17 protein-coding genes, 1 tRNA gene and 1 pseudogene are annotated in these 19,719 nt (G+C 52.2%); 11 read left to right on the top strand and 8 right to left on the bottom strand.

Features of this window, described 5'->3' with window-relative positions; translation table 11 throughout:
* Positions 1 to 66 precede the first annotated feature (66 nt).
* Genes ABIB18_RS10075 through ABIB18_RS10065 form a run of 3 tightly spaced genes read left to right on the top strand, consistent with a single transcriptional unit; the run spans position 67 to position 3,510 of the window.
* A complete protein-coding gene (locus ABIB18_RS10075) occupies positions 67 to 1,056 on the top strand; it encodes an ABC transporter substrate-binding protein (RefSeq protein ID WP_069729564.1) in 990 nt (329 codons plus the stop codon).
* Positions 1,057 to 1,067: 11 nt separating this feature from the next.
* The gene (locus ABIB18_RS10070; protein ID WP_031376324.1) at positions 1,068 to 2,495 is read left to right on the top strand and encodes an amidohydrolase family protein; all 1,428 of its coding nucleotides are present in this window, start codon (positions 1,068 to 1,070) and stop codon (positions 2,493 to 2,495) included.
* A gap of 25 nt (positions 2,496 to 2,520) precedes the next feature.
* Entirely contained in the window at positions 2,521 to 3,510 is a 990-nt protein-coding gene (locus ABIB18_RS10065) for an isopenicillin N synthase family dioxygenase (RefSeq protein WP_031376323.1), read from the top strand.
* Between the two features lie 379 nt (positions 3,511 to 3,889).
* Here the strand turns inward: ABIB18_RS10065 and ABIB18_RS10060 are convergent, their stop codons facing one another.
* Both ABIB18_RS10060 and ABIB18_RS10055 read right to left on the bottom strand, forming a co-directional pair.
* A complete protein-coding gene (locus ABIB18_RS10060) occupies positions 3,890 to 4,294 on the bottom strand; it encodes a tautomerase family protein (RefSeq protein WP_031376322.1) in 405 nt (134 codons plus the stop codon).
* Between the two features lie 282 nt (positions 4,295 to 4,576).
* A complete protein-coding gene (locus ABIB18_RS10055) occupies positions 4,577 to 5,827 on the bottom strand; it encodes an MFS transporter (RefSeq protein ID WP_069729567.1) in 1,251 nt (416 codons plus the stop codon).
* Between the two features lie 245 nt (positions 5,828 to 6,072).
* On the opposite strand from ABIB18_RS10055, the pseudogene ABIB18_RS10050 reads away from it, so the two are divergent.
* Positions 6,073 to 6,395, top strand: a pseudogene (locus tag ABIB18_RS10050) (zincin-like metallopeptidase domain-containing protein); the annotation flags it as partial.
* A gap of 72 nt (positions 6,396 to 6,467) precedes the next feature.
* Here ABIB18_RS10050 and ABIB18_RS10045 read toward each other — a convergent pair.
* Positions 6,468 to 6,543, bottom strand: a tRNA-Asn gene (locus tag ABIB18_RS10045).
* Between the two features lie 343 nt (positions 6,544 to 6,886).
* Between ABIB18_RS10045 and ABIB18_RS10040 the strand changes: the two genes are divergently transcribed.
* The gene (locus ABIB18_RS10040) at positions 6,887 to 8,008 is read left to right on the top strand and encodes a Gfo/Idh/MocA family protein (RefSeq protein WP_354474090.1); all 1,122 of its coding nucleotides are present in this window, start codon (positions 6,887 to 6,889) and stop codon (positions 8,006 to 8,008) included.
* A 56-nt stretch (positions 8,009 to 8,064) separates the two neighbouring features.
* On the opposite strand, the gene ABIB18_RS10035 is transcribed toward ABIB18_RS10040, so the two are convergent.
* The 3 genes from ABIB18_RS10035 to ABIB18_RS10025 all read right to left on the bottom strand — a co-directional run bounded on the left by ABIB18_RS10035 (position 8,065) and on the right by ABIB18_RS10025 (position 11,009).
* Positions 8,065 to 8,895, bottom strand: coding sequence for a glycosyltransferase family 8 protein (locus ABIB18_RS10035; protein ID WP_354474089.1), 831 nt, complete (start codon positions 8,893 to 8,895; stop codon positions 8,065 to 8,067).
* A 16-nt stretch (positions 8,896 to 8,911) separates the two neighbouring features.
* Positions 8,912 to 10,294 carry a D-arabinono-1,4-lactone oxidase gene (locus ABIB18_RS10030; protein WP_069729569.1) on the bottom strand — a complete coding sequence of 461 codons (1,383 nt, stop codon included), beginning with the start codon at positions 10,292 to 10,294 and terminating at the stop codon, positions 8,912 to 8,914.
* Between the two features lie 82 nt (positions 10,295 to 10,376).
* The gene (locus tag ABIB18_RS10025) at positions 10,377 to 11,009 is read right to left on the bottom strand and encodes a TetR/AcrR family transcriptional regulator (RefSeq protein ID WP_046288231.1); all 633 of its coding nucleotides are present in this window, start codon (positions 11,007 to 11,009) and stop codon (positions 10,377 to 10,379) included.
* Between the two features lie 186 nt (positions 11,010 to 11,195).
* Between ABIB18_RS10025 and ABIB18_RS10020 the strand changes: the two genes are divergently transcribed.
* Complete coding sequence (locus tag ABIB18_RS10020) at positions 11,196 to 11,735, top strand: DUF2058 domain-containing protein (protein WP_031376317.1); 540 nt, start codon at positions 11,196 to 11,198, stop codon at positions 11,733 to 11,735.
* A gap of 69 nt (positions 11,736 to 11,804) precedes the next feature.
* On the opposite strand, the gene ABIB18_RS10015 is transcribed toward ABIB18_RS10020, so the two are convergent.
* Positions 11,805 to 12,503 (bottom strand): RluA family pseudouridine synthase, encoded by a 699-nt coding sequence (locus tag ABIB18_RS10015; protein WP_354474088.1) that lies wholly within the window; start codon positions 12,501 to 12,503, stop codon positions 11,805 to 11,807.
* Between the two features lie 331 nt (positions 12,504 to 12,834).
* On the opposite strand from ABIB18_RS10015, the gene ABIB18_RS10010 reads away from it, so the two are divergent.
* The 5 genes from ABIB18_RS10010 (at position 12,835) to ABIB18_RS09990 (ending at position 19,408) form a co-directional block, all read left to right on the top strand.
* Positions 12,835 to 13,845: a LacI family DNA-binding transcriptional regulator gene (locus tag ABIB18_RS10010; RefSeq protein ID WP_046288232.1), complete on the top strand. Its 1,011-nt coding sequence runs from the start codon at positions 12,835 to 12,837 to the stop codon at positions 13,843 to 13,845.
* A 124-nt stretch (positions 13,846 to 13,969) separates the two neighbouring features.
* A complete protein-coding gene (locus ABIB18_RS10005; protein ID WP_031376315.1) occupies positions 13,970 to 15,391 on the top strand; it encodes a glycoside-pentoside-hexuronide (GPH):cation symporter in 1,422 nt (473 codons plus the stop codon).
* A complete protein-coding gene (locus tag ABIB18_RS10000) occupies positions 15,339 to 17,063 on the top strand; it encodes a glycoside hydrolase family 32 protein (RefSeq protein WP_354474087.1) in 1,725 nt (574 codons plus the stop codon). Before ABIB18_RS10005 ends, ABIB18_RS10000 begins: the two co-directional genes overlap by 53 nt.
* A 50-nt stretch (positions 17,064 to 17,113) precedes the next feature.
* Complete coding sequence (locus ABIB18_RS09995) at positions 17,114 to 18,475, top strand: NosD domain-containing protein (RefSeq protein WP_354474086.1); 1,362 nt, start codon at positions 17,114 to 17,116, stop codon at positions 18,473 to 18,475.
* Positions 18,476 to 18,862: 387 nt separating this feature from the next.
* Positions 18,863 to 19,408 (top strand): hypothetical protein, encoded by a 546-nt coding sequence (locus ABIB18_RS09990; RefSeq protein ID WP_354474085.1) that lies wholly within the window; start codon positions 18,863 to 18,865, stop codon positions 19,406 to 19,408.
* Positions 19,409 to 19,480: 72 nt separating this feature from the next.
* On the opposite strand, the gene ABIB18_RS09985 is transcribed toward ABIB18_RS09990, so the two are convergent.
* The gene (locus tag ABIB18_RS09985; RefSeq protein WP_354474168.1) at positions 19,481 to 19,684 is read right to left on the bottom strand and encodes a hypothetical protein; all 204 of its coding nucleotides are present in this window, start codon (positions 19,682 to 19,684) and stop codon (positions 19,481 to 19,483) included.
* Positions 19,685 to 19,719 lie beyond the last annotated feature (35 nt).

The following is a 19,719-nucleotide window of genomic DNA, read 5'->3' as shown; positions in this document are numbered from 1 at the left end:
TTGAACCGGCTGGGGGCTGAGTCGCCTTTGCTCAGCCTCCCTCCGGTGACGATTAGGAGAGGAGCAATGAAGTTACGATCCCGCATTCCCCTGTCTGGCTGCGTGCTGAGCACGCTGATTTCTGGCGCATTCATCCTGCCGGCCGATGCCGCAGAGAAGATTGCCTTACTCACCTCCTGGTACGCGCAGGCTGAGCAGGGCGGCTATTATCAGGCGCTGGCGACCGGCATCTATCAGCGCTACGGGCTGGACGTCAGCATTCAGTCCGGCGGGCCGCAGATCAACGGCATGCAGTTGCTGTTATCGAAGCGCGCCGATGTGATCATCGGTTATGACCTGCAGTTACTTGAAGCGGTGCAGCGTGGCTTTCAGGCTAAAGCGATTGCCGCCCCGTTTCAGTATGACCCTCAGGGACTGCTGACCCACGCCTCCGTCACCTCCCTCGACGGCCTGAAAGACAAAACCATTCTGGTCTCCAGTTCCGGGCAAGCCACCTGGTGGCCGTGGCTAAAGGCACAGTATCAGCTCAGCGATGGGCAGGTGCGCCCCTATACCTTCAATATCCAGCCGTTTATCGCCGATCAGAATGTGGCACAGCAGGCTTATGTCAGCTCTGAGGTTTTCCAGGCGCAAAAGGCCGGGGTGAAATCGAATTTCTTCCTGTTTTCCGAGCACGGCTATCCGCCCTACGGCGGCATTCTGATTACCCGTCCGGACCAGATCAGCAGCCGCAGCGAAGCGATGGCGAAATTTGTACGTGCCTCAATGGAGGGCTGGGTCAGCTATCTCACTAATCCGGCACCAGGCAACGCGCTGATTAAAAAAGAGAATCCAAAAATGACCGATGATTTGCTGGCCTGGGGCGTCACGCAGATCAAACAGCACCATCTGATTGACGGTGGCGATGCCGCGACAGCCGGCTGGGGCACCATGACGCAGGATCGCTGGCAAAAAACCCGCGATTTCATGGTCAAAGCCAGCCTGCTTAAAGCGGATACCGACTGGAAACAGGCTTACACCACTGAGTTTGTTCAGCAGATGCAGGTTAAACCGTGAGGAACGTTGCGATGTCATCTCAATCATTACTGATTAAAAACGCGCACGCCATTCTGACCGGCCTGCCGGGCGAGCGGGCACGACATGCCGGACCCGATATTCGCATCCGCGAAGGCGTGATCGAAGCCATTGGGTCGCTGACCGCGTTGCCGGACGAGCGGCTGATTGATGCCCGCGACTGCGTGGTTTATCCCGCCTGGGTCAATACCCATCACCACCTGTTTCAGTCGTTGCTGAAAGGTGAGCCGCAGGGGCTGAACAAAAGCCTGACCGCCTGGTTAAGCGCCACGCCGTATCGTTTTCGCGCCACCTTTGACGAACAGACGTTCCGGCTGGCGGTTCGTATCGGCCTGATCGAGTTACTGCGATCCGGCTGCGCCACGGTCGCCGATCATAACTATCTCTACTGGCCAGATATGCCGTTTGATCCTTCCGACATTTTGTTCAGTGAAGGCGAGGCGCTGGGCATGCGGATTGTGCTGTGCCGGGGTGGTGCGACTCAGGGACGGACGATTGAGCAGGATTTACCGCAGGCGCTGCGCCCGGAGAATTTTGATCACTATATGGCCGACATAGAACGGCTGGTGGGACGCTACCACGATCCGCGGCCGACCTCGCTGTGTCGGGTGGTGATGGCTCCGACCACGCTGCTGCACTCAGCGCCGGGCGCGCAGCTGCGCGAAATGGCCAGGCTGGCGCGTCAGTTGGGTATCCGGTTGCACAGTCACCTGTCGGAAACGGTGGATTATCTGGATGCGGCGCGCGACCGCTTCAACATGACGCCGGTGCAGTTTTGTGCTGAACACGACTGGCTGGGTAATGACGTCTGGTTTGCCCATCTGGTGAAGCTGTTGCCGCAGGAGATCACGCTGCTGGGTGACAGCCGGACCGGTATTGCGCACTGCCCGCAAAGTAACGGACGACTGGGCAGCGGCATTGCCGATCTGCTGGCGCTGGAGCAGGCGGGCGTGCCGGTTTCCCTGGGCGTGGACGGCGCGGCATCGAACGAGGCAGCCGATATGCAGAGTGAAGCGCATGCGGCGTGGCTGTTGCAGCGCGCCAGAAAAGGCATGTTCGCCACGCCACGCTATGACGGTGGAACTTTTGAAGGCGGTGGCGATGCGGCAACCATTGAAGATGTGGTGCGCTGGGGCAGCGCCGGCGGGGCGCAGATCCTCGGTCTGCCGCAGAGCGGCACCGTGCAGGTCGGGATGCTGGCCGATATCGCCGTGTACCGGCTGGACGATCCGCGCTATTTCGGCCTGCATGACATGGCAATTGGGCCGGTGGCCTGCGGCGGTCGGGCTTCGTTAAAGGCGCTGATGATCAATGGCCGGGTGATTGTCGAAAACGATCACATTCCTGGTCTCGATCTGGATGCCATGCGCCATCAGGCAATGTCAGCCGTCCGGACGCTGCAACAGCGTGCCGCCGGTTAACCCTCTTCTGTATAGGAAAAATACCATGACACAATCAACCCGGACACAAGGTTATGCACTGCAGGAACTGGAGAAAGAAGCGGCAATGGGCGCAATGGGTGAAGAGACTTTTGCCCGCGAGGTGCGCTGCATCGACCTGTCAGATTTCGAACAGCGTAAACATGAGATTGCCGATGAACTGTGGCAGGCAGCGGTAGAGATCGGTTTCTTTCAGGTCAGCAATCACGGCATTGCCCTCGACGATATCCGCCAGGCATTCAGCATGACGGAGGATTTTTTCTCGCTGCCGGAAGCGGTCAAAGCCCGCTATCCGCTGGCGCGCAACGCCGGCTGGGAAAATAAGTCGCAGGTCCGTCCCTCGACCAAAACCCCGGACCAGAAAGAGTCCTATCAGATTACCCGTCCGTTAATGGATTCGCTGTGGCCGACAGAGCAGGAGCTGCCCGCCTTTAAGCAAACCATGCTGAGCTTTGAGTCGCAATGCTGGCAGCTGGGGATGAAGTTGCTCTCCTGCTTTGCGCTTAAGCTGGGTTTTCCTGAGCACTTCTTCGAGCAGGCGCACAATCCCGATCGGAATACCTACCAGAGCACGCTGCGAATGTTGCACTACTATGCCACCGAACAGTCGGAGCAGGGGATGTGGCGCGCCGGTGCGCATACCGATTTCGACTGCCTGACGCTGCTGTTCCAGCGCCCCGGCCAGGGCGGCCTGCAGGTCTGTCCCGGCAAAGATCGCGAAAGTCAGCAGTGGACCAGCATTGAACCACGTGAAGAGGTGATCACCTGCAATATTGGCGACATGCTGATGCGCTGGAGTGACGACCAGTTGCCGTCAAACTTCCATCGGGTAAGAAGCCCGCTACCGGGGGAATATCAGGGCGCGCGCTACAGCCTGGCTTTCTTCTGTCAGGCGAATAAAGACGTTGAGATCCTCGGCCCGCAGGCGAAGTATCCGGCGATCAGTGCTGAAGATTATCTGCAACAGCGTATCCAGGCGAACTTTGCCAAAGGCTAAGTGGCAGTAACAGCAAAAAGTCCGCTCAGGTTTCCCTGAGCGGGCTGCTTAAATATGGCTGCTCAGACTGGACTCGCCTTTTCCAGTAACTGTCTGATAAGAAAGATAAAGCTGAGTTATCTTTCTGTCAAGACCACCAGAATGACCACCAATAGTTGCTCGTTACGTAAAACAGGTTTAAAACTTCGCTTCATCGCTGATCGTGCCACGAGGTTCTCTGCAAAAGACGGGTGTTCAGAACAAGCATCTAAAAGTCGGCTCGAAGCGTGATGGTGGTCAAAGAGCTCTGACGGTCTGCTCTGTGCCAGAAGCGGACGTTAGCGCCTTAAGTCCACAATCAAAATGCGCCACATTAACGGTGATAGAAAAGAAATTTTGGTTAGTAAAACTCATCTTTATGCTGATATCTGTATTCTTGCGTTATCCCTGTGTATCCATATGAAGCAGCTTTACAATCAATAACATGCACATTTGACTGAGGATGTAGGTTACCAATAGCTTGTTCCATAGCGTTGTAAATTGCTTTTTGATACGCTGCTTTCTGATCTTTGCTACAGGTTTCATCCACGACAGTAACTTCAAGTCTGAACGAATTTTTTCCCCATTCAGCCAGACTCTTGCCATCAATAAACCAGTCATCATCGTCCACATGTCTTACTATGACCATGGTTTCGAAGCTGTTTTTCTTCAATATCTCGCATGTGATTTGAGTAGCTAAAAGTACACACTTTTTGGTTAATTTTTGATCTTTGCAACCAGACAATGTGAGCGTTATTCCAGGCATAATGATTCCTTAAATGTGTCATTACATAGCTTGATTATCAAAAGTGTTGCCGCATTTTTTGAACGATACTAGATGAATAAGATGGCATAATCGAAAACGTGAGTACAACTTACGTCCGCTTCTCGCTCACAGCGGACCTTCCGATTCGATAGCTCAACCGCTGTGTGCCAAAAACGGAGATTTAAGCGTTCAGGGAATACTAATCCATTGGGAATGTTTCATCGTTTTATATAGTCTCAAGCAATAATCTACATTTCATATTTTGTAATTTTTTGAATATTGTCATGAGGAGCTGGTGGCTTTTTTCGAATTCACCTGTGAAAAATTGTCGAGCTGTCTAATCCCAGGGACCAGGCAGGTTCCTAAAGTTGCTATGACTACTGCTATCGCTGAAACCAGAAGCACATTACTCCTGCCATAATGAATTGCCAGCGGCCCAGCGACCAGTTCACCTAAGGGAATGGCCACAAACGAACCTACAGCGTCATAGGCGTACACGCGAGCCAATTTTTCCTGAGGAATATGAGTTTGTAATGAATGAGCCCAGGAGACTCCGAATAGACCGAACGTTACGCCAGCAATAAAAAAAGCTGCAATAAGCCACGTTGCAGAAGCAGGTTGACTAAGCATAAAAATTGGCACTGAGCATAGTGCTACTAGCATTGCACCAATAAAAAGATCGCGTCGTGGACGCCATCTTAGGGCGAAGAACGAACCTGTCATAAGGCCAACGCTTTGCGCAGCAACCATAATTCCCCAATTAGCTCGCCCAAAAGAAGCATCAGCAATCACAGGGCCAAGTACCATCATTACGCCACTAAATGCTGCATTGATAATGGTGAATTGGACCACAATTGCCCATACCCAGGCTCGGCTTGTGAATTCTTCCCATCCTTCTTTTAAGTCCTGCAGGATATTACCTGATGGTGGGCATGCTTTGATTGATGTAATACGAATTAAGAAATAAAGCGGTGCAGAGGCTGCGAAACCAATCGCATCAATTGCCAGTCCCCAACCGGGTCCGACAGAACTGATTAGGATCCCACCAAGCGAAGTGCCGATAATCGTACCGCCATAAATACCAAGCTGAATTAATGCATTCGCTGCTCGCAAATTCTGCACTGGAACAGTTTGGGGGACCAGCGCGGAGGAGGCAGGTAACGCGATGCCAGCTGCTGCTCCATTCAAAGCTCCAGGTAATGCCAGACTCATCACAGTTGCTGATCCGTCCAACACAGACCATGCGACAATAGCTTGTGAAACTGCCGCAATAACAGAAGAGGATACCAATACCTGGTTACGAGAGTAGCGGTCCGCTAATACGCCCCCGATCAACAAGAATAAAACGTTAAAAATGGAGCGGGACGCAACAACGAGACCTAAATCAGATACCGATCCGCCAATATCAAGCACTGCGAACGCTAATGCAATCGGTGCAATACCATTGCCCAAAACGGTAAGAAGGCGAGCAGCAAACAGATAACGAAAAGGACTGAAGTGAAAAACGCTAACTTTTTTAGTAAATGTTTTCATTATAAAAATGGCTTCTGGATAAGAGGATTTATTTTAGAACGCCTGTATTTTGCTAATACTTTAGCATGATCTGATAGTTACACTGCATTATGTCGTTTAGGTAAGCAGAGAAATAACTTCCGCTCCTCATGGATATTGGCCTGTATGTCTGTCCGTCTCGTGCCAGGAGCTGACTTCACGAACATCACGACACATTAAGGAAAGATATCTAAAATCAGGTGGCCGGGTTTTACAGGATGTTTACATGGTTGCCGGAGCGTTACCTTTTTTCTGATGCGGCCAATTTTCACGCCACCGGTCTGCATGAGCTGGTTCACTGGACTGGGGCAAAAGCCGCCTGAATCGTGAAATGAAAGGGAAGTTTGGCAGTGCGAGTTAGGCTTTTGAGGAGTTGATCGCCAAGCCGGGAAGCGCGTACCTGATGGCGGATCTGGGGATCGCTGGAGAGGGGCAGCATTAAAGCGATATTGCTTCCTGGCTGAAACCACTGAAGAATGACACGCGCTATATTTTCAAGGCCGCTAGTGCAGCGTCCAAAGCGCATCGTTATTTGATGGATAGCCACTGAGTTTGTTACTGATTCACTAATAACACAAAGCAAAAAGCCCGCTCAGGTTTCCCTGAGCGGGCTTCTTAAATTTGGCTCCTCTGACTGGACTCGAACCAGTGACATACGGATTAACAGTCCGCCGTTCTACCGACTGAACTACAGAGGAATTGTTGGAACGGGGCGCATAGTAACGGCCCGTCCGGGCCATGTCAAAGCTCTTTTTCACAAAATCGCCTGACTGCTGAAATAGTCGCCACTGCCGGTGGTGGTCGCGTCTGAAATGTCCGCTTTTCGCCGGTTTCCCGCCGCTAAGTAAAAAAGCTCGGGCCGGCAAAAGTGAGGTTTTTATGAGGTGTTTTGCCGCAGAGCAGTCCTTGTCAGGCGGCGTAATCAGTGGTTCTGGCGGGTTGTTTTCCACCATCGTCACATTTATTTCATTCTGGCTTTGTAAACGGCATAAATGAAATTTAGATTTCATTTCAACCTTATGATGCGTGTATGGAGTTGAGATGAACAAAGTCAGAATCGGCATGATCGGCAGTGGGTATATTGGTCGCTGTCACGCCATTGCATATGCCCAGGCACCCACCGTTTTTGCGCTGAAAGGCGAGATCGTGCGGGAGATGCTGGCGGAAGTAAACCCGGACCTGGCCGCCCGCCAGGCCGCAACCTTTGGTTTCGCCCGTTCGACCGGCGACTGGCGCGAGCTGGTGCGCGATCCGGCTATCGATGTGGTCGACATTTGCGCCCCCAACTTCCTGCATAAAGAGATGGCGCTGGAGGCGATCCGCCACGGTAAGCACGTCTACTCCGAAAAGCCGCTGTCGCTGAGTGTGGCTGATGCCGAAGAGATGGTGGCCGCCGCCACGGCCGCCGGCGTCAAAACCCTGGTCGGCTTTAACTATATGAAAAACCCCACCAGCCAGCTGGCGAGAGAGATTATTGCCAATGGCGAGATTGGTGAGGTGGTGCATTTCTACGGCACCCATAACGAAGATTATCTGGCAAAACCGCAGACGCCGCTCGACTGGCACTGTCAGAAAGCGCTGGCCGGGCTCGGTGCGCTCGGCGATCTGGCGGCGCATATCGTCAACATGGCGCACTATCTGGTGGGGGATATCGCCGAGGTCAGTGGCGACATGATGACGGTCATCACTTCACGCCCGGACCCGAAAGATCTCAGCCGTCAGCTGCCGGTGGAAAACGAAGATCAGGCCAGTGCGCTGCTGCGTTTCTACAACGGGGCGCATGGCGTAATTGAAACCTCCCGCATCGCCTGTGGTGCCAAGATGGGGCTGACCTATGTCGTCACCGGCACCAAAGGCACGCTGCGCTATACCCAGGAGCGCATGGCGGAACTGGAACTCTATATTCACGATGAACCGGCCGGACGGCAGGGCTTTAAAACGCTGCTGACCGGGCCAGCGCACCCCGATTATGCCAACTTTTGCGTGTCGGCCGGACATGGCATCGGCTTCAACGATCAGAAGACGGTTGAGATCCGCGATTTAATTAACGGCATTGCGGCAGGCGATCGTATGTGGCCCGATTTTGCGGAAGGATTACAGGTGCAGAAGGTGCTGGAGGCGATTGCGCTGTCTGCGCTGGAGCGTCGCTGGATGACGGTGTAGCGCTGGCGGTGGGGGACTAAGCGGGCAGGAAGCGGTGACTTCCTGCCCGGTAGAGATCAGGCGAGGCCGCTTTTTTCCCACCACAGCTTATCCAGCGCGTAGTAGCGGTCGCGCTGGCTTTCCGGCTGATTCAGGTCGCGTTTCCACGGCTTCGCCAGGATGAAGTGCAGATTCTTCACCTCGTCGTCACGCCAGATCGCGCTGTGCTGGAACGGTAAGGTTTTCAGCGCATTATAAACGTAAGAGAGCGGTTTCCAGCGACCGGCGAACGCCTCGTTCAGCAGGTCCTGCTCTGAGAAGGGATACGCACTCAGGTCATCAATCGCCGCAATCCGCTGTTCCAGTGACTCGTAAACCGCATTATCCGGCGTCAGCACCAGAAAACCGCCGTTCAGGTAATAGTCCAGGCTGGCAGGCGCGGCTTCACCCCGCGCCTGCCAGGTGTAATGGCACTGCTCGGGCTGCCAGTCCGCCGGATAAGAGGCAATCTGGTTCGGATTGCAGCGACAGGCGTGACACGCCGCCATCAGGTTATCCCCGAGATCGAGCGTGAACAGCTCATCCATATTCTGCAGCACCAGCATATCGGCATCGAGAAACACCACGCGCTGATAATCAGTCAGCTGCCAGGCACGCAGCTTGGTCCACACTTCGCCAAATTGCGCCGAAGCATAATGCTGATCCAGATCGGCGCGCGGGTAGATCGGCTCAACCGGCGCTATCACGCAGCCTTCGGCCTGCAAAGCCTGGCAATCTTCGGCGGAAATCGCTGAGGTGGTCATCACCACCAGCGACCACTGGCTGTTGCTCTGCTTCAGCGAATGGTGCAGCGCTTTCACGCCCACCAGATAGTCGGGTTGAGTTAACAGCGTTACCCAGGCAAACATATTTTCCCTTATTAATTCAGTCAAAAAGTGGGGCGATGTAGTCATTGCCTAATCGGCCTTGCGGATCGAGCTGGCTGCGCAGGGCACGGAACGCATCCCACTGCGGGTAGATCTCACGCCAGCGATAGCGTTCTTCGTCGTAATATTTGCCCCAGTGCGGGCGTCCGCCCTCATCGGCCAGCAGTTTTTCTACTTCGGTCAGAAAATGCAGACCGTCGGGCGAGAGCGAGCCGTCATCCGCGTAGTACACCACGAAGCCGAAGAAGCAGGTTGGCTGGTCATACGCCGGACTCAGCCAGGCAGAGGAGGCACCGGTACAGCGCAGGATGATCGGGTAGTGCATATGCGGACGGTTTGCCGCATACCACTGCTTGATCCGGCTGATGATGGCAGGCGTTTTCGCCAGCGGTACGCCGATTTCGACATTGATCTGCGGCACTGCGATGCCGCGGCAAAACAGCTGGTAGATGTCACCGGTAACATCGGTGAAATCGCGAAAACGGGTCACGGTGCGAAACTGCTTACCGCCTTTGCCCTGGATCTGGGTATCACGATGCATGTGCGCCAGCGTCTGATCGATGGTGTCGTTCAGACTGTCATCAGCCTGACCTTCATGCTCAACCACCTGACGATCCTGCTGTTCATAGCGCAGACGTTCGTCGTCACTCGCCTGGTGAGCGTTCCAGACGTGGACCCGATTATCGTCGACAAACCACCAGGCTTTGCTGAGCGGATATTCATCATTCCAGCGCAGCAGATCCTGCTCCAGCGTATCGGCAGAAACCGCATTTTTGTGGCAGGTGAAGATGCGAAACGGTTCGGTTCGCAGCGTCACGGCAGTCACGATACCCAGCGCGCCAAGTGAAACCTGCGCCGCCGGGAAGTCAGGTTCGCCGCGCGTAAACTCCCGCACGCTGCCATCGGTCAGCACCATGCGAATCGACAGCGCTTCATCAGCAATCGAACTTTGCTGCAGACCCTGACCGTGAGTACCGGTCGCCATGGCACCGGCCAGCGTCTGAATGGCAATCACCCCTGGCGACGATGCCAGCATCCGGTTCATCCCGGTCAGGGTGCGGTAAACCTGATCGAGCGGGGTCGCACCACCAAAGGTCACGCTATGTTCATCGCTGGCAGTCTGACCGCTGAATGCGCTGAGATCCAGCAGCAGATCCTGTTCGCTGACGTGCAGCATACGGCCAGGGGAGAGTTTGCTGCCAATCACCCGGATCTGGCCCTGTGACTGGCGCAGCAGTGCCTGAAGTTCTGCTTCACTGGCAGGACGCTGCACCTGGTGGCGGCTACCGATCTGTGCGTTTTGCGCCCAGTTCCATAGCACGTCATCTTTGGGATTAACGTCGGTGTGGCGAAGCGGATAAAGGTGGGCGTCTCTGCTCACAACAGCATTCCTTTTATGGCGATTTTATGACGGTATTCACTAAGCGTAGACTATGACTAAGCCAAGCCGGAACGACGCCAGATTATTTGCGGATATAACGTAACGTTGCGGTTACAGCCAGCTGACGATTACGGCGAATACTCTCTTCTTCACTGTTATCCGGACTGAACAACGCATTAAAGGTGTAGCGGTTGGAGACGTGGTGCACGCAGATACTGCTGATCAGGCGGTGCACGTCTATCGTCTGCACCTCTTCGATAAACAGCCCCTGCTGCTGACCACGGGCCAGAATGTCATCCAGCACGTCCAGCGCGCTGCGATTAAGGGTTTTGATCTGGGTTGACTGGCTGATATAGCGGCCACGTAACAGGTTCTCGCTGCACACCAGTCGCATAAAGTCGGGGTGGGCGACATGGTAATCAAAGCTGGCTTCGACCAGGCGGGTCATGGCCAGTTCCGGTTCCATCGCCGCCAGGTTGAGGCCGGTTTCGTGCTGGCGGATCTGCTGATAAACCTGTTCCAGCACATCAATATAGAGCTGCTCTTTGCTGCCGAAGTGATACACCACCATCCGTTTAGTGGTCTGCGCATGTTCGGCAATTTGCTCCAGCCGTGCGCCCTGCATGCCAAACTCGGCAAAGGTTTTCAGTGCGCCCGCGATAATACGTTTCTTCAACCCTTCAGGGTCATTTTTACGTTTGGTTAATTCCGACATAGTGCTCAACAGGGTGATTTTGACCGGAGAATGGTAGCACAGCGGCAGAAGGATGCGTTTAACCGACAGCGCGGCGCGGCAGGCAGCGCCGAAGATTGTGCGCGGCGATCAACGCCCGCAACCTGACACAGGCCGGGAATTTACAGGTATAATCGCTGAAATTTCGTAACAGGCTCAGAAACCAAAATGACCAAACTCACCTTACAAGAGCAGATGCTGAAAGCGGGATTAGTCAGCAGCAAGAAGATGGACAAAGTGCAGCGTACCGCTAAGAAATCACGGGTTCAGGCGCGTGAAGCCAGAGCGGCGGTCGAAGAAAATAAAAAAGCGCAGCTTGAGCGCGACAGGCAGTTGAATGAGCAGCAGAAACAAGCCGTTTTATCCAAAGAGTATAAAGCGCAGGTCAAGCAGCTGATTGAAATGAATAAGATTGATATTTCAAAAGGCAATATCGGCTTTAACTTCACCGATAACAACCTGATTAAAAAAATCAATGTCGATAAGCTGACCCAGGCGCAGCTGATCAGCGGCCGTCTTGCTATTGCCCGCCTGGCGGCAGAGAACGGCGGCGAGAATCAGTATGCGATTATCCCGGCCAGCGTGGCGGATAAAATTGCGCAGCGCGATGCCAGCAGCATCGTACTGAACAGCGCGCTGAGTCAGGAAGCGCAGGATGAGGACGATCCGTATGCAGACTTCAAAGTGCCGGATGACCTGATGTGGTAAGTCCGCGTTAAAGCGGATGTTGCGCAGTGCCAGCCGGGCCAGAGCTGGCGCTGCTGCGTCTCAGCCGGGTCAGAACGGAGTGGCGTGCCGGGCGTGAATCGCTTCGCCACTGACCGGATGAACAAAATGCAGTTCGCTGGCGTGCAGCATCAGTCGCGGCGTATTTTCACTGCCGGGTAACAGCAGCCCGCCATACAGGTCGCAGCCCAGAATCGGATGACCGCGCAGCTGGCAGTGAATCCGCAGTTGATGAGTGCGCCCGGTTTCCGGGGTCAGCACCACCCGCGTAACCGGCACCGTGCTGCCATCCTGCTGCGCGTAATCAACGCGCTCAACCACCTGATAATGTGAACGTGCCGGCTTGCCGTGGCGATCGCAAATCGTCATCCGCGGAAAGCGCGCCGGATCTTTGGCAATCGCCGCCTCAATCACTCCGTCGTTATCGGCCAGATGGCCACACAACAGCGCGCTATAGATTTTGCGCACGCTGCGCTGGCTGAACTGCTGGCAGAGCGCCGCATTGATCGCCTTGTTGCGGGCAATCACCATCAACCCGGAAGTACCGAAATCCAGTCGATGGACCAGCGTGCAGCCGGGGAAGCTTTTCACCAGCCGGTGATGCACCGAATCAAGATTCAGCGGATTTTTGCCGGACAGGCTCAGCAGCCCGCCGGGCTTATTGATCAGCAGCAGATGCTCATCCTGATAGAGGATCTCAATCGGGTCATGACACGGCGGCGCAATAAAACTATCGACTATCTCAGACATCGGACTACCGGCAGGTGAGGGGAGGCGGATAATAACCAATTTTGCCTGATGTGACGAATGGTGGATGGCGGGCGATCAGAACGCCAGCCGGTTATGCTCGCCGTCTAACCAGCCCGCTGTGGGGCTGCGTGTTGCCTGGCCGCCAGCTAATGCGGAACGGGCTAACCATGACATACTCTGTTGTCTCTCTTTTAAGGTAAAGCGTAATTCAGACTGAATTGAGTGGATAAGCAGGGATTTATGTAACGCAGCAACATGTGAACTGGCTTACATTTTTGACCTTCATCACACTTTATAGTGACCGCCTGATTAAACGACGCATCTCATTATCATGGCATCCATTAAAGACGTAGCAAAAAAAGCAGGAGTGTCTACGGCGACCGTATCGCGTGTGCTGAACCATCATCCCAGCGTGACGCCGGAAACACGCCAGGCAGTACGTGATGCAATGGATTACCTTTGCTATGTCCCCAGCAAAAGTGCGTTTCAGCTGAGTGGTAAATGTTCCGGGCTGATTGGCGTGGTGCTACCAAACCTGGTGAATCCTCACTTTTCTGAGTTACTGGCAACCTTTGAAGAGGAGGCAAGATACATCGGGAAATCGGTAATTATTAAGACCCATCAGAATCAGCCTCAACAGGATAAGCAGATTATTCACAGCCTAATCGGAATGGGGATCGACAGTCTGCTATGGGTGCCGACAGAGGCCGAAAGCGAACTTGCGGAATGGTTGACCGCAACCCGCATTCCGGTGGCAGTGGTAACGCAGGTTTCTCGTTTTTTTAATTCTGTCTCTATCAATCAAAGGAAAGGTGCAGAGGCTATTGCGGAGCATTTTATCCAGACCGGGCATACCACTTTTGGTTTTATTGCTCAGGAGGGCGTCGATAATCGAAAGGTCTCTGCCTGGAGTAAGAAAATCACCAGTCAGGGTTTAACACTCGCTAAAGAGAATCAATTCTGGATAGCGAAAGGCGAAGGTGAAAAAATATCCGGCCATATTCGGATACTGGACGATATTATCGGGATATTAGCTGACCGGAAAAAAGCATGCTCTTCTCTTTGGATCTATAACGATGTTGCTGCCAGTTATGTTATCGATGGCTTAAAGGAAAGAGGGGTGGCTGTCCCGCAGGATATTGCTATCGCCAGTTTTGACAATACCTTGCTGGCGCAGACCAAAAAAATAACCAGCGTGGCTCAACCGATTGGCGAGATTGCCCACCTGGCATTCCAGATGGTGAATAATACCCATAAGCAAGAGAGTATCGAAATGTATGAAATTGTCTCACGGTTAATTATACGCGAGAGCAGTATCGCGCTTAATATCACGGCTGTCTGATTTCTGCTTTTCCCACTTAATCCTTTTTAAAAGAGTCGAAAATTTTTATTCAGTCATCCGCACAGGGGCTGGCGATAATGCTCTGTGTTTAATTTTTAGAGCTGTGCATTATTGAGGTGATTTTATGTCCGCAACGGTAATGGAAAAACAAAGCGCTTATGGAAAGCTGCGTCTGAAAGAGAAGATCGGTTACGGGATGGGGGATGCGGGATCCTGTATGATCTGGAGTGTACTGGCGCTCTATCTGACGTGGTTTTATACCGATGTATATGGATTAGCGCCTGGCGTCGTTGGAACACTATTTCTGGTCATCCGTATTTTTGACGCCTTCAGCGATCCGATCATGGGCGCAATCTGCGATCGTACGCAAAGTCGATGGGGTAAGTTCCGCCCGTGGCTGTTATGGATGGCGGTACCCTTTGGCCTGGGCGCCATCGTGATGTTTACCACACCTGACCTGAGCATGAACGGAAAAATTATTTATGCCTGGGTGACCTATCTGGTGATGTCACTGATCTATACCGCGATCAACATTCCCTATTGCTCAGTCGCGGGGGTGATCACCCTGAATCAAAAAGAGCGACTGGGCTGTTTATCATGGCGGTTCTTCCTGAATGGCCTGGCGACGCTGATTGTCTCTTCCTCAATTTTACCGTTAACCGACTGGTTGGGTAACGGTAACCGCGCTTCAGGCTTTCAGTTGACCATGGTGATCATGGGGTGCGCCGCGACGCTGATGTTCCTGTTCTGTTTTGCCAGTATTAAAGAGCGCGTTGTTTCAATTAAGTCTGATGATTCGTTAATGAAAGATTTGAAAGACATTGCTAAAAATGACCAATGGCTGCTGATGATTACGATTACCTTTCTTAATGTCTTCCCGGCCTTTATTCGGGGGGCTGTAACTATTTATTATGCCACCTATGTAATGCAGGCCTCCGTTGGATTTATTACCTTTTTTATGGCGCTTGGTGTCGCCTGTAATATGCTGGGAAGCGTAATAGCTAAGCCACTGACTGACCGGTTTGATAAAATTAAGCTCTTCCGCATTATTAATATTATCCTTGGTGTTCTCTCTTTCGCGCTGTGGTTTGTTGACCCAAAATCGCTGACGCCACTGCTTACGCTATTTGTGATCATTAATATTCTGCATTTAATTCAGTCCGGACCTATCCTGTGGGCAATGATGTCAGACGTCGATGACTACGGTGACTGGAAATTTGGCAAACGGCTCACCGGTATTTCGTTTGCCGGTAATCTGTTTATGCTGAAAATGGGACTGGCGGTCGCTGGAGCAATCGTCGCCTGGATTCTGTCCTATACCGGCTATGTCGCTAACAAACCGCAACAAAATGCGCAGACCCTTGAGGGCATTATTATCATGTTCTCACTACTGCCGATGGTGAGTTATTTCATCAGCGCATTTATGGTGCGCTACTTCAAACTGGATAACCTCTTCCTGGAAAAAATTAAAGTCGATCTCGCAAAACGCGAGCTTGAAAAAGGTTCGGTTCAATCGCAGGAGTTTAAAAATGTCCCTGTCCATTAATGTTAAGCAAGGTCAGCGGCTTGATTTATGGCTAAAGCAAACAAAGCCGGCCGGTCAGCCCCTATTTGCTATCCACATGGAAAATGCGGTGCTTTTCAAAATAGAAACAGCTCCGCCGTATTATCAATACTTTACCTGGACCGCATGGCAGCAGGGTATTGTCTCTCTGGAGTGCTTACCGGAGCACAGTGAAATTTCGTTGTGTTACAGCTGGCACCCTGACACGCTCCCTCAACAGGGCGTCAGCTTTATTGATATCGAAAATAACGACCTTTGCCTGCGAGATGACCGCGCAGTTGCAGAGCACTATCAGCAGGAAGACTTACGCCCGGCATTACATTTTTCTCCACGTACCGGCTGGATGAATGACCCTAATGGTCTGCATCGGAAAGGTGATGAGTGGCATCTGTTTTACCAATACCATCCGCATAGTACTCAATGGGGGCCGATGCACTGGAACCACGCGGTGAGTCAGGACCTTTACCACTGGCGTCACTATCCGGTTTTCCTTCAGCCAGAGCAGAATTTATCCGCGCTTGGGGCAACGGGCGGCGCATTTTCTGGCAGCGCTTTCATCGATGCCGAGGGGCAAACGCGTTTCTGGTATACCGAAAGGCTTCCGGCTTACGATCTCTATCGCGGTTATCGAGAAATCCAGAAAATGGCGGTCCCGCAGCCTGCTTACGACAAGCCTGCTTTGATAAAAACAGTATTAACAGCGCTGCCAGCAGGCGTCGATTGTGATTTCCGCGATCCGAAAGTCTGGTATGAGGAAGCGGACGCGACCTTTTATATGATCCTGGGCGCGTCGGTGAACGGCGATCCAGCCATGCTGCTGTTTCACTCCGAAGACAGTGACAGCTGGCAATTCCATCATGTGCTCTACACCGCTCCCCCTTATTTTCGGGAAAATGGGGGCCGCTGCGTCGAATGCCCGGACTTTTTCTGCCTTGACGGCATCTGGGTATTGATTATCGGTATTGTGGGTTACACCGAGCCGACAACCGGACGACATAATCTGTTATTTGCACAAACGGGTGATTTTCGGCACGGTTATTTCACTCCCTCAGCGCAACCGCTGCAGATACTGGATTTCGGCACCGATTTCTATGCCCTGCAGACCTGGGGTGAAAGCGACAGTCGAACAGGGTTTGCCTGGTTATACAACTGGGCGACACAAAAGAGTGTTCATTCTGCCTATTCCGGCGAAATGTCTCTGCCGCGTCGTTTTCATCTTAATGCCCGGCAACAACTCTGTATGACACCGGTATTGCCGCCAGCATCGCTGATCATCAGTGAAGAACGGCTGGATGCGTGGAGTCATTGGTCAGGCAGTACTGCCTGTAAGTCCTGCATAATTACCTTTACCCCAACCTCGCATTTTTGCCTGACCCTGACCGGTCAAACCGGGCAGCAGATTATTCTGGCGCACGATGGACACACTCTGAGTCTGCTGGAAAAAGATCGGGATGACGGCCGTTATCAGGCTCCGCTGGCCAAGGTGGGCGATGTGACATTATGTTTTGATGCCGGAATAGTGGAAGTTTTCGCTCAGCAGGGGAGTGTGTGTGGAACGCGACGTTATTATTCATGCAGCTCACTGACTGAAATAACGCTCTCTGGCGCACAGGCAAAAATAACCCGTTATCACTCCCCTTACGCACAGCCATAACTCAAATTACTGCCGATTTTTTCTTATTACTGTCACCGAAGGAATTAGTCATGACAAGCCAAAACTATTACGATGTTACAGAATGGAAGGAAGGTAACCCTTATCAGGATATTGGTGAGGTTATAAACAGTATTATTTCTGATATTAAAAAAAGACAAACCGAAACGGATCTCAATCAAGGCGGGAAGCCCGGCGCGGTTATCTATATTCCACCCGGCGATTATCCGCTTCTTACCCAGGTGTTAATTGATATTAGCTATCTGAAGATTATTGGTTCGGGGCATGGTTTCACCTCTTCAAGTATTCGATTTAATACGCCCGAAAGTGAGTGGGCGAACTGGCATGAAGTGTGGCCGGGGGGAAGCCGACTATGCGTTAATCTCTCTCCCGCAGCCGGAGCTGACCCCTCTGCCGGTGCTGCCTTTTATGTCGAACGTAGCGGTGAGCCACGCATAAGTTCGGTCGAGTTTGCTGATTTTTGTATTGATGGCTTACATTTTGTCGATGATGGATCAGGCAATGATGATCCCGAAAATAGTTATCTGAACGGTAAAACGGGTATCTATATCGCGAGCGCGCAAGACTCTTTCCGTATCAGCGGTATGGGTCTGGTCTATTTAGAGCATGGGGTGACAATTTTTAACGCTGATGCGCTGGCGATACACAATAATTTCATCGCTGAATGTGGGAACTGTATTGAGTTGCGCGGTTCGGGACAGGCATCAAAAATTACCGATAATCTGATAGGTGCGGGTTACAGAGGCTATTCCATTTATGCAGAAAATTTTGGCGGCCTGCTGATTACGGCCAATAATATTTTCCCGCGCGGCAAAAGCAGCGTACATTTTTCTGGGGTAGTTCGCTCTTCGATATCCAGCAACAGACTTCATTCATTTTATCCGGGAATGCTGGTTCTGGAAGGCAATAGTTCAGAAAACCTGATCACGGCTAACCATTTTTTCCGTGAGCGTGAACCCTGGGGACCGATGCAGGATTATAATAATGGATTGGATGATTTGTATGGTCTGCTTTATATCAGCGGTAACAATAACTCCATTATTGCTAATCATATTTCGGAAACGATTGATTCTCAGCATATCATCCCGCAGGGCGCAACACCGGTGATAATCCGGCTGGTGTCGGGTGAGAGGAATTATATTTCTGATAACCATATTGTCGCGACCACTGAAGCTTCACCGGCGGAGAGTGCGGCCACCGGATCCTGTTTCTCAACTCAGGTGAGTGCACTGCTGGCAACAAAAGGGCTGGTCGCTCTGGAGGTTATCGCAGTACAGATCGAAAAAGCCTCTTTGCAAAATACCGTACTGGATTCAGGCAGTGAGAGTCAGGTTTTGCTGGATAAGAAAGTGAATGCGTTCAGGGCTACGCCCGTACCTGGCTTGCTAAGCTGAGAGCGCTTAACGGGCTCACGCAGACAGTTTATGAATGATTTTATGCTGAGCTGACTGGCGGCAACCGATGCGGCACCCCCTTTCTCTACACAGGTGGCGCATGTGAAAGGTGACCACCGCTACCGTTGATAGCGGTGGTCAGGCGAAACATAGGCACCGGCGGGGCAGTAATCATCTGTTGATCAGCAGCAGACGCGCATTTGTATGGCATGAGCCATGCCGGGAATCGACTGTGGGTGGTGATGTGACTCAATGACGCTGGCATGCCGATACCACACAGACAAACCGGAGTCGGTATATCTGAATCACTATCGGGACTGTTAAATTTTGAGTAACCTAATCCGCTGATCACGCTGTTTTATTGCAGGCTATTTTAAAGGAGTAAAAATGCCGCTACCTGAACGTATGAAACCCGCCAGCGTAAGCCGAAAAAAAATCGCACAGCTGGCCAGCCAGGCTCAGCAGATACTCGCCAAAATGGATGCCGGAACAGACCCGCAGGAGAGTGAATTAACGATGATGATCGCTGACTGGAACGCTCAGGTAACCCATCCTTATGGCTATTCAGACTTCAGAGATTTTTCTTCATCGATGGATGCCAGCGACTTTACCCGTATCGCGATTAACCCGATAAAATTTTACGCGGATTTCAGCTGGGATGAGCTGGTGCAAACAATCAATTTTATCTGTAACGCAGAAGGTAAGGATGCTGAACAGCATTTCGCCATTTCACTGTTGGAAAAGAATTTTGACGCTAATCCCTCCGATCTCATCTACTGGCCTGATGAATGGTTCCGCAACCCGGATATGATGGCTATCGCCCTGAGTCCGGAACAGATCGGAGGCTATTTGATGGCCCGGTCAGGCCGGCATTTAGCGGATGCTCCTGAAATCGAATTGATCTATCCGCTGCCCGATAGCGAAACAGACTAAGAAAGCAGTAGCCTTCCTGTTTATGGCAAAGCGTTACGTCAGCTGAGAGCCGAGGCAGATGCCGAATCCGATTCAGACATCAAAGCAAAAAGCCCACTCAGGTTTCCCTGAGCGGGCTTTTCTAATTCTGGCTCCTCTGACTGGGATCGCCTTCACCAGTAACTGGCTAATATGTAAGCTAAAACCGAATTCCCTTTCTGTCAATACCACCAGAATGACCACCAATAGTTGTAGGTTACATAAATCCGGTTTGAACTCTCCTTGGTATGTGGAGATTGTTACTATGGCTATATCTGGCAGGGGAGTCTGCT

This window comes from Pantoea sp. UYEF8, assembly GCF_040546285.1.
Taxonomy (GTDB): domain Bacteria; phylum Pseudomonadota; class Gammaproteobacteria; order Enterobacterales; family Enterobacteriaceae; genus Pantoea; species Pantoea brenneri.
Note: the sequence above shows the minus strand (reverse complement) of the source record. Positions and strands in the feature narration are given on the sequence as shown.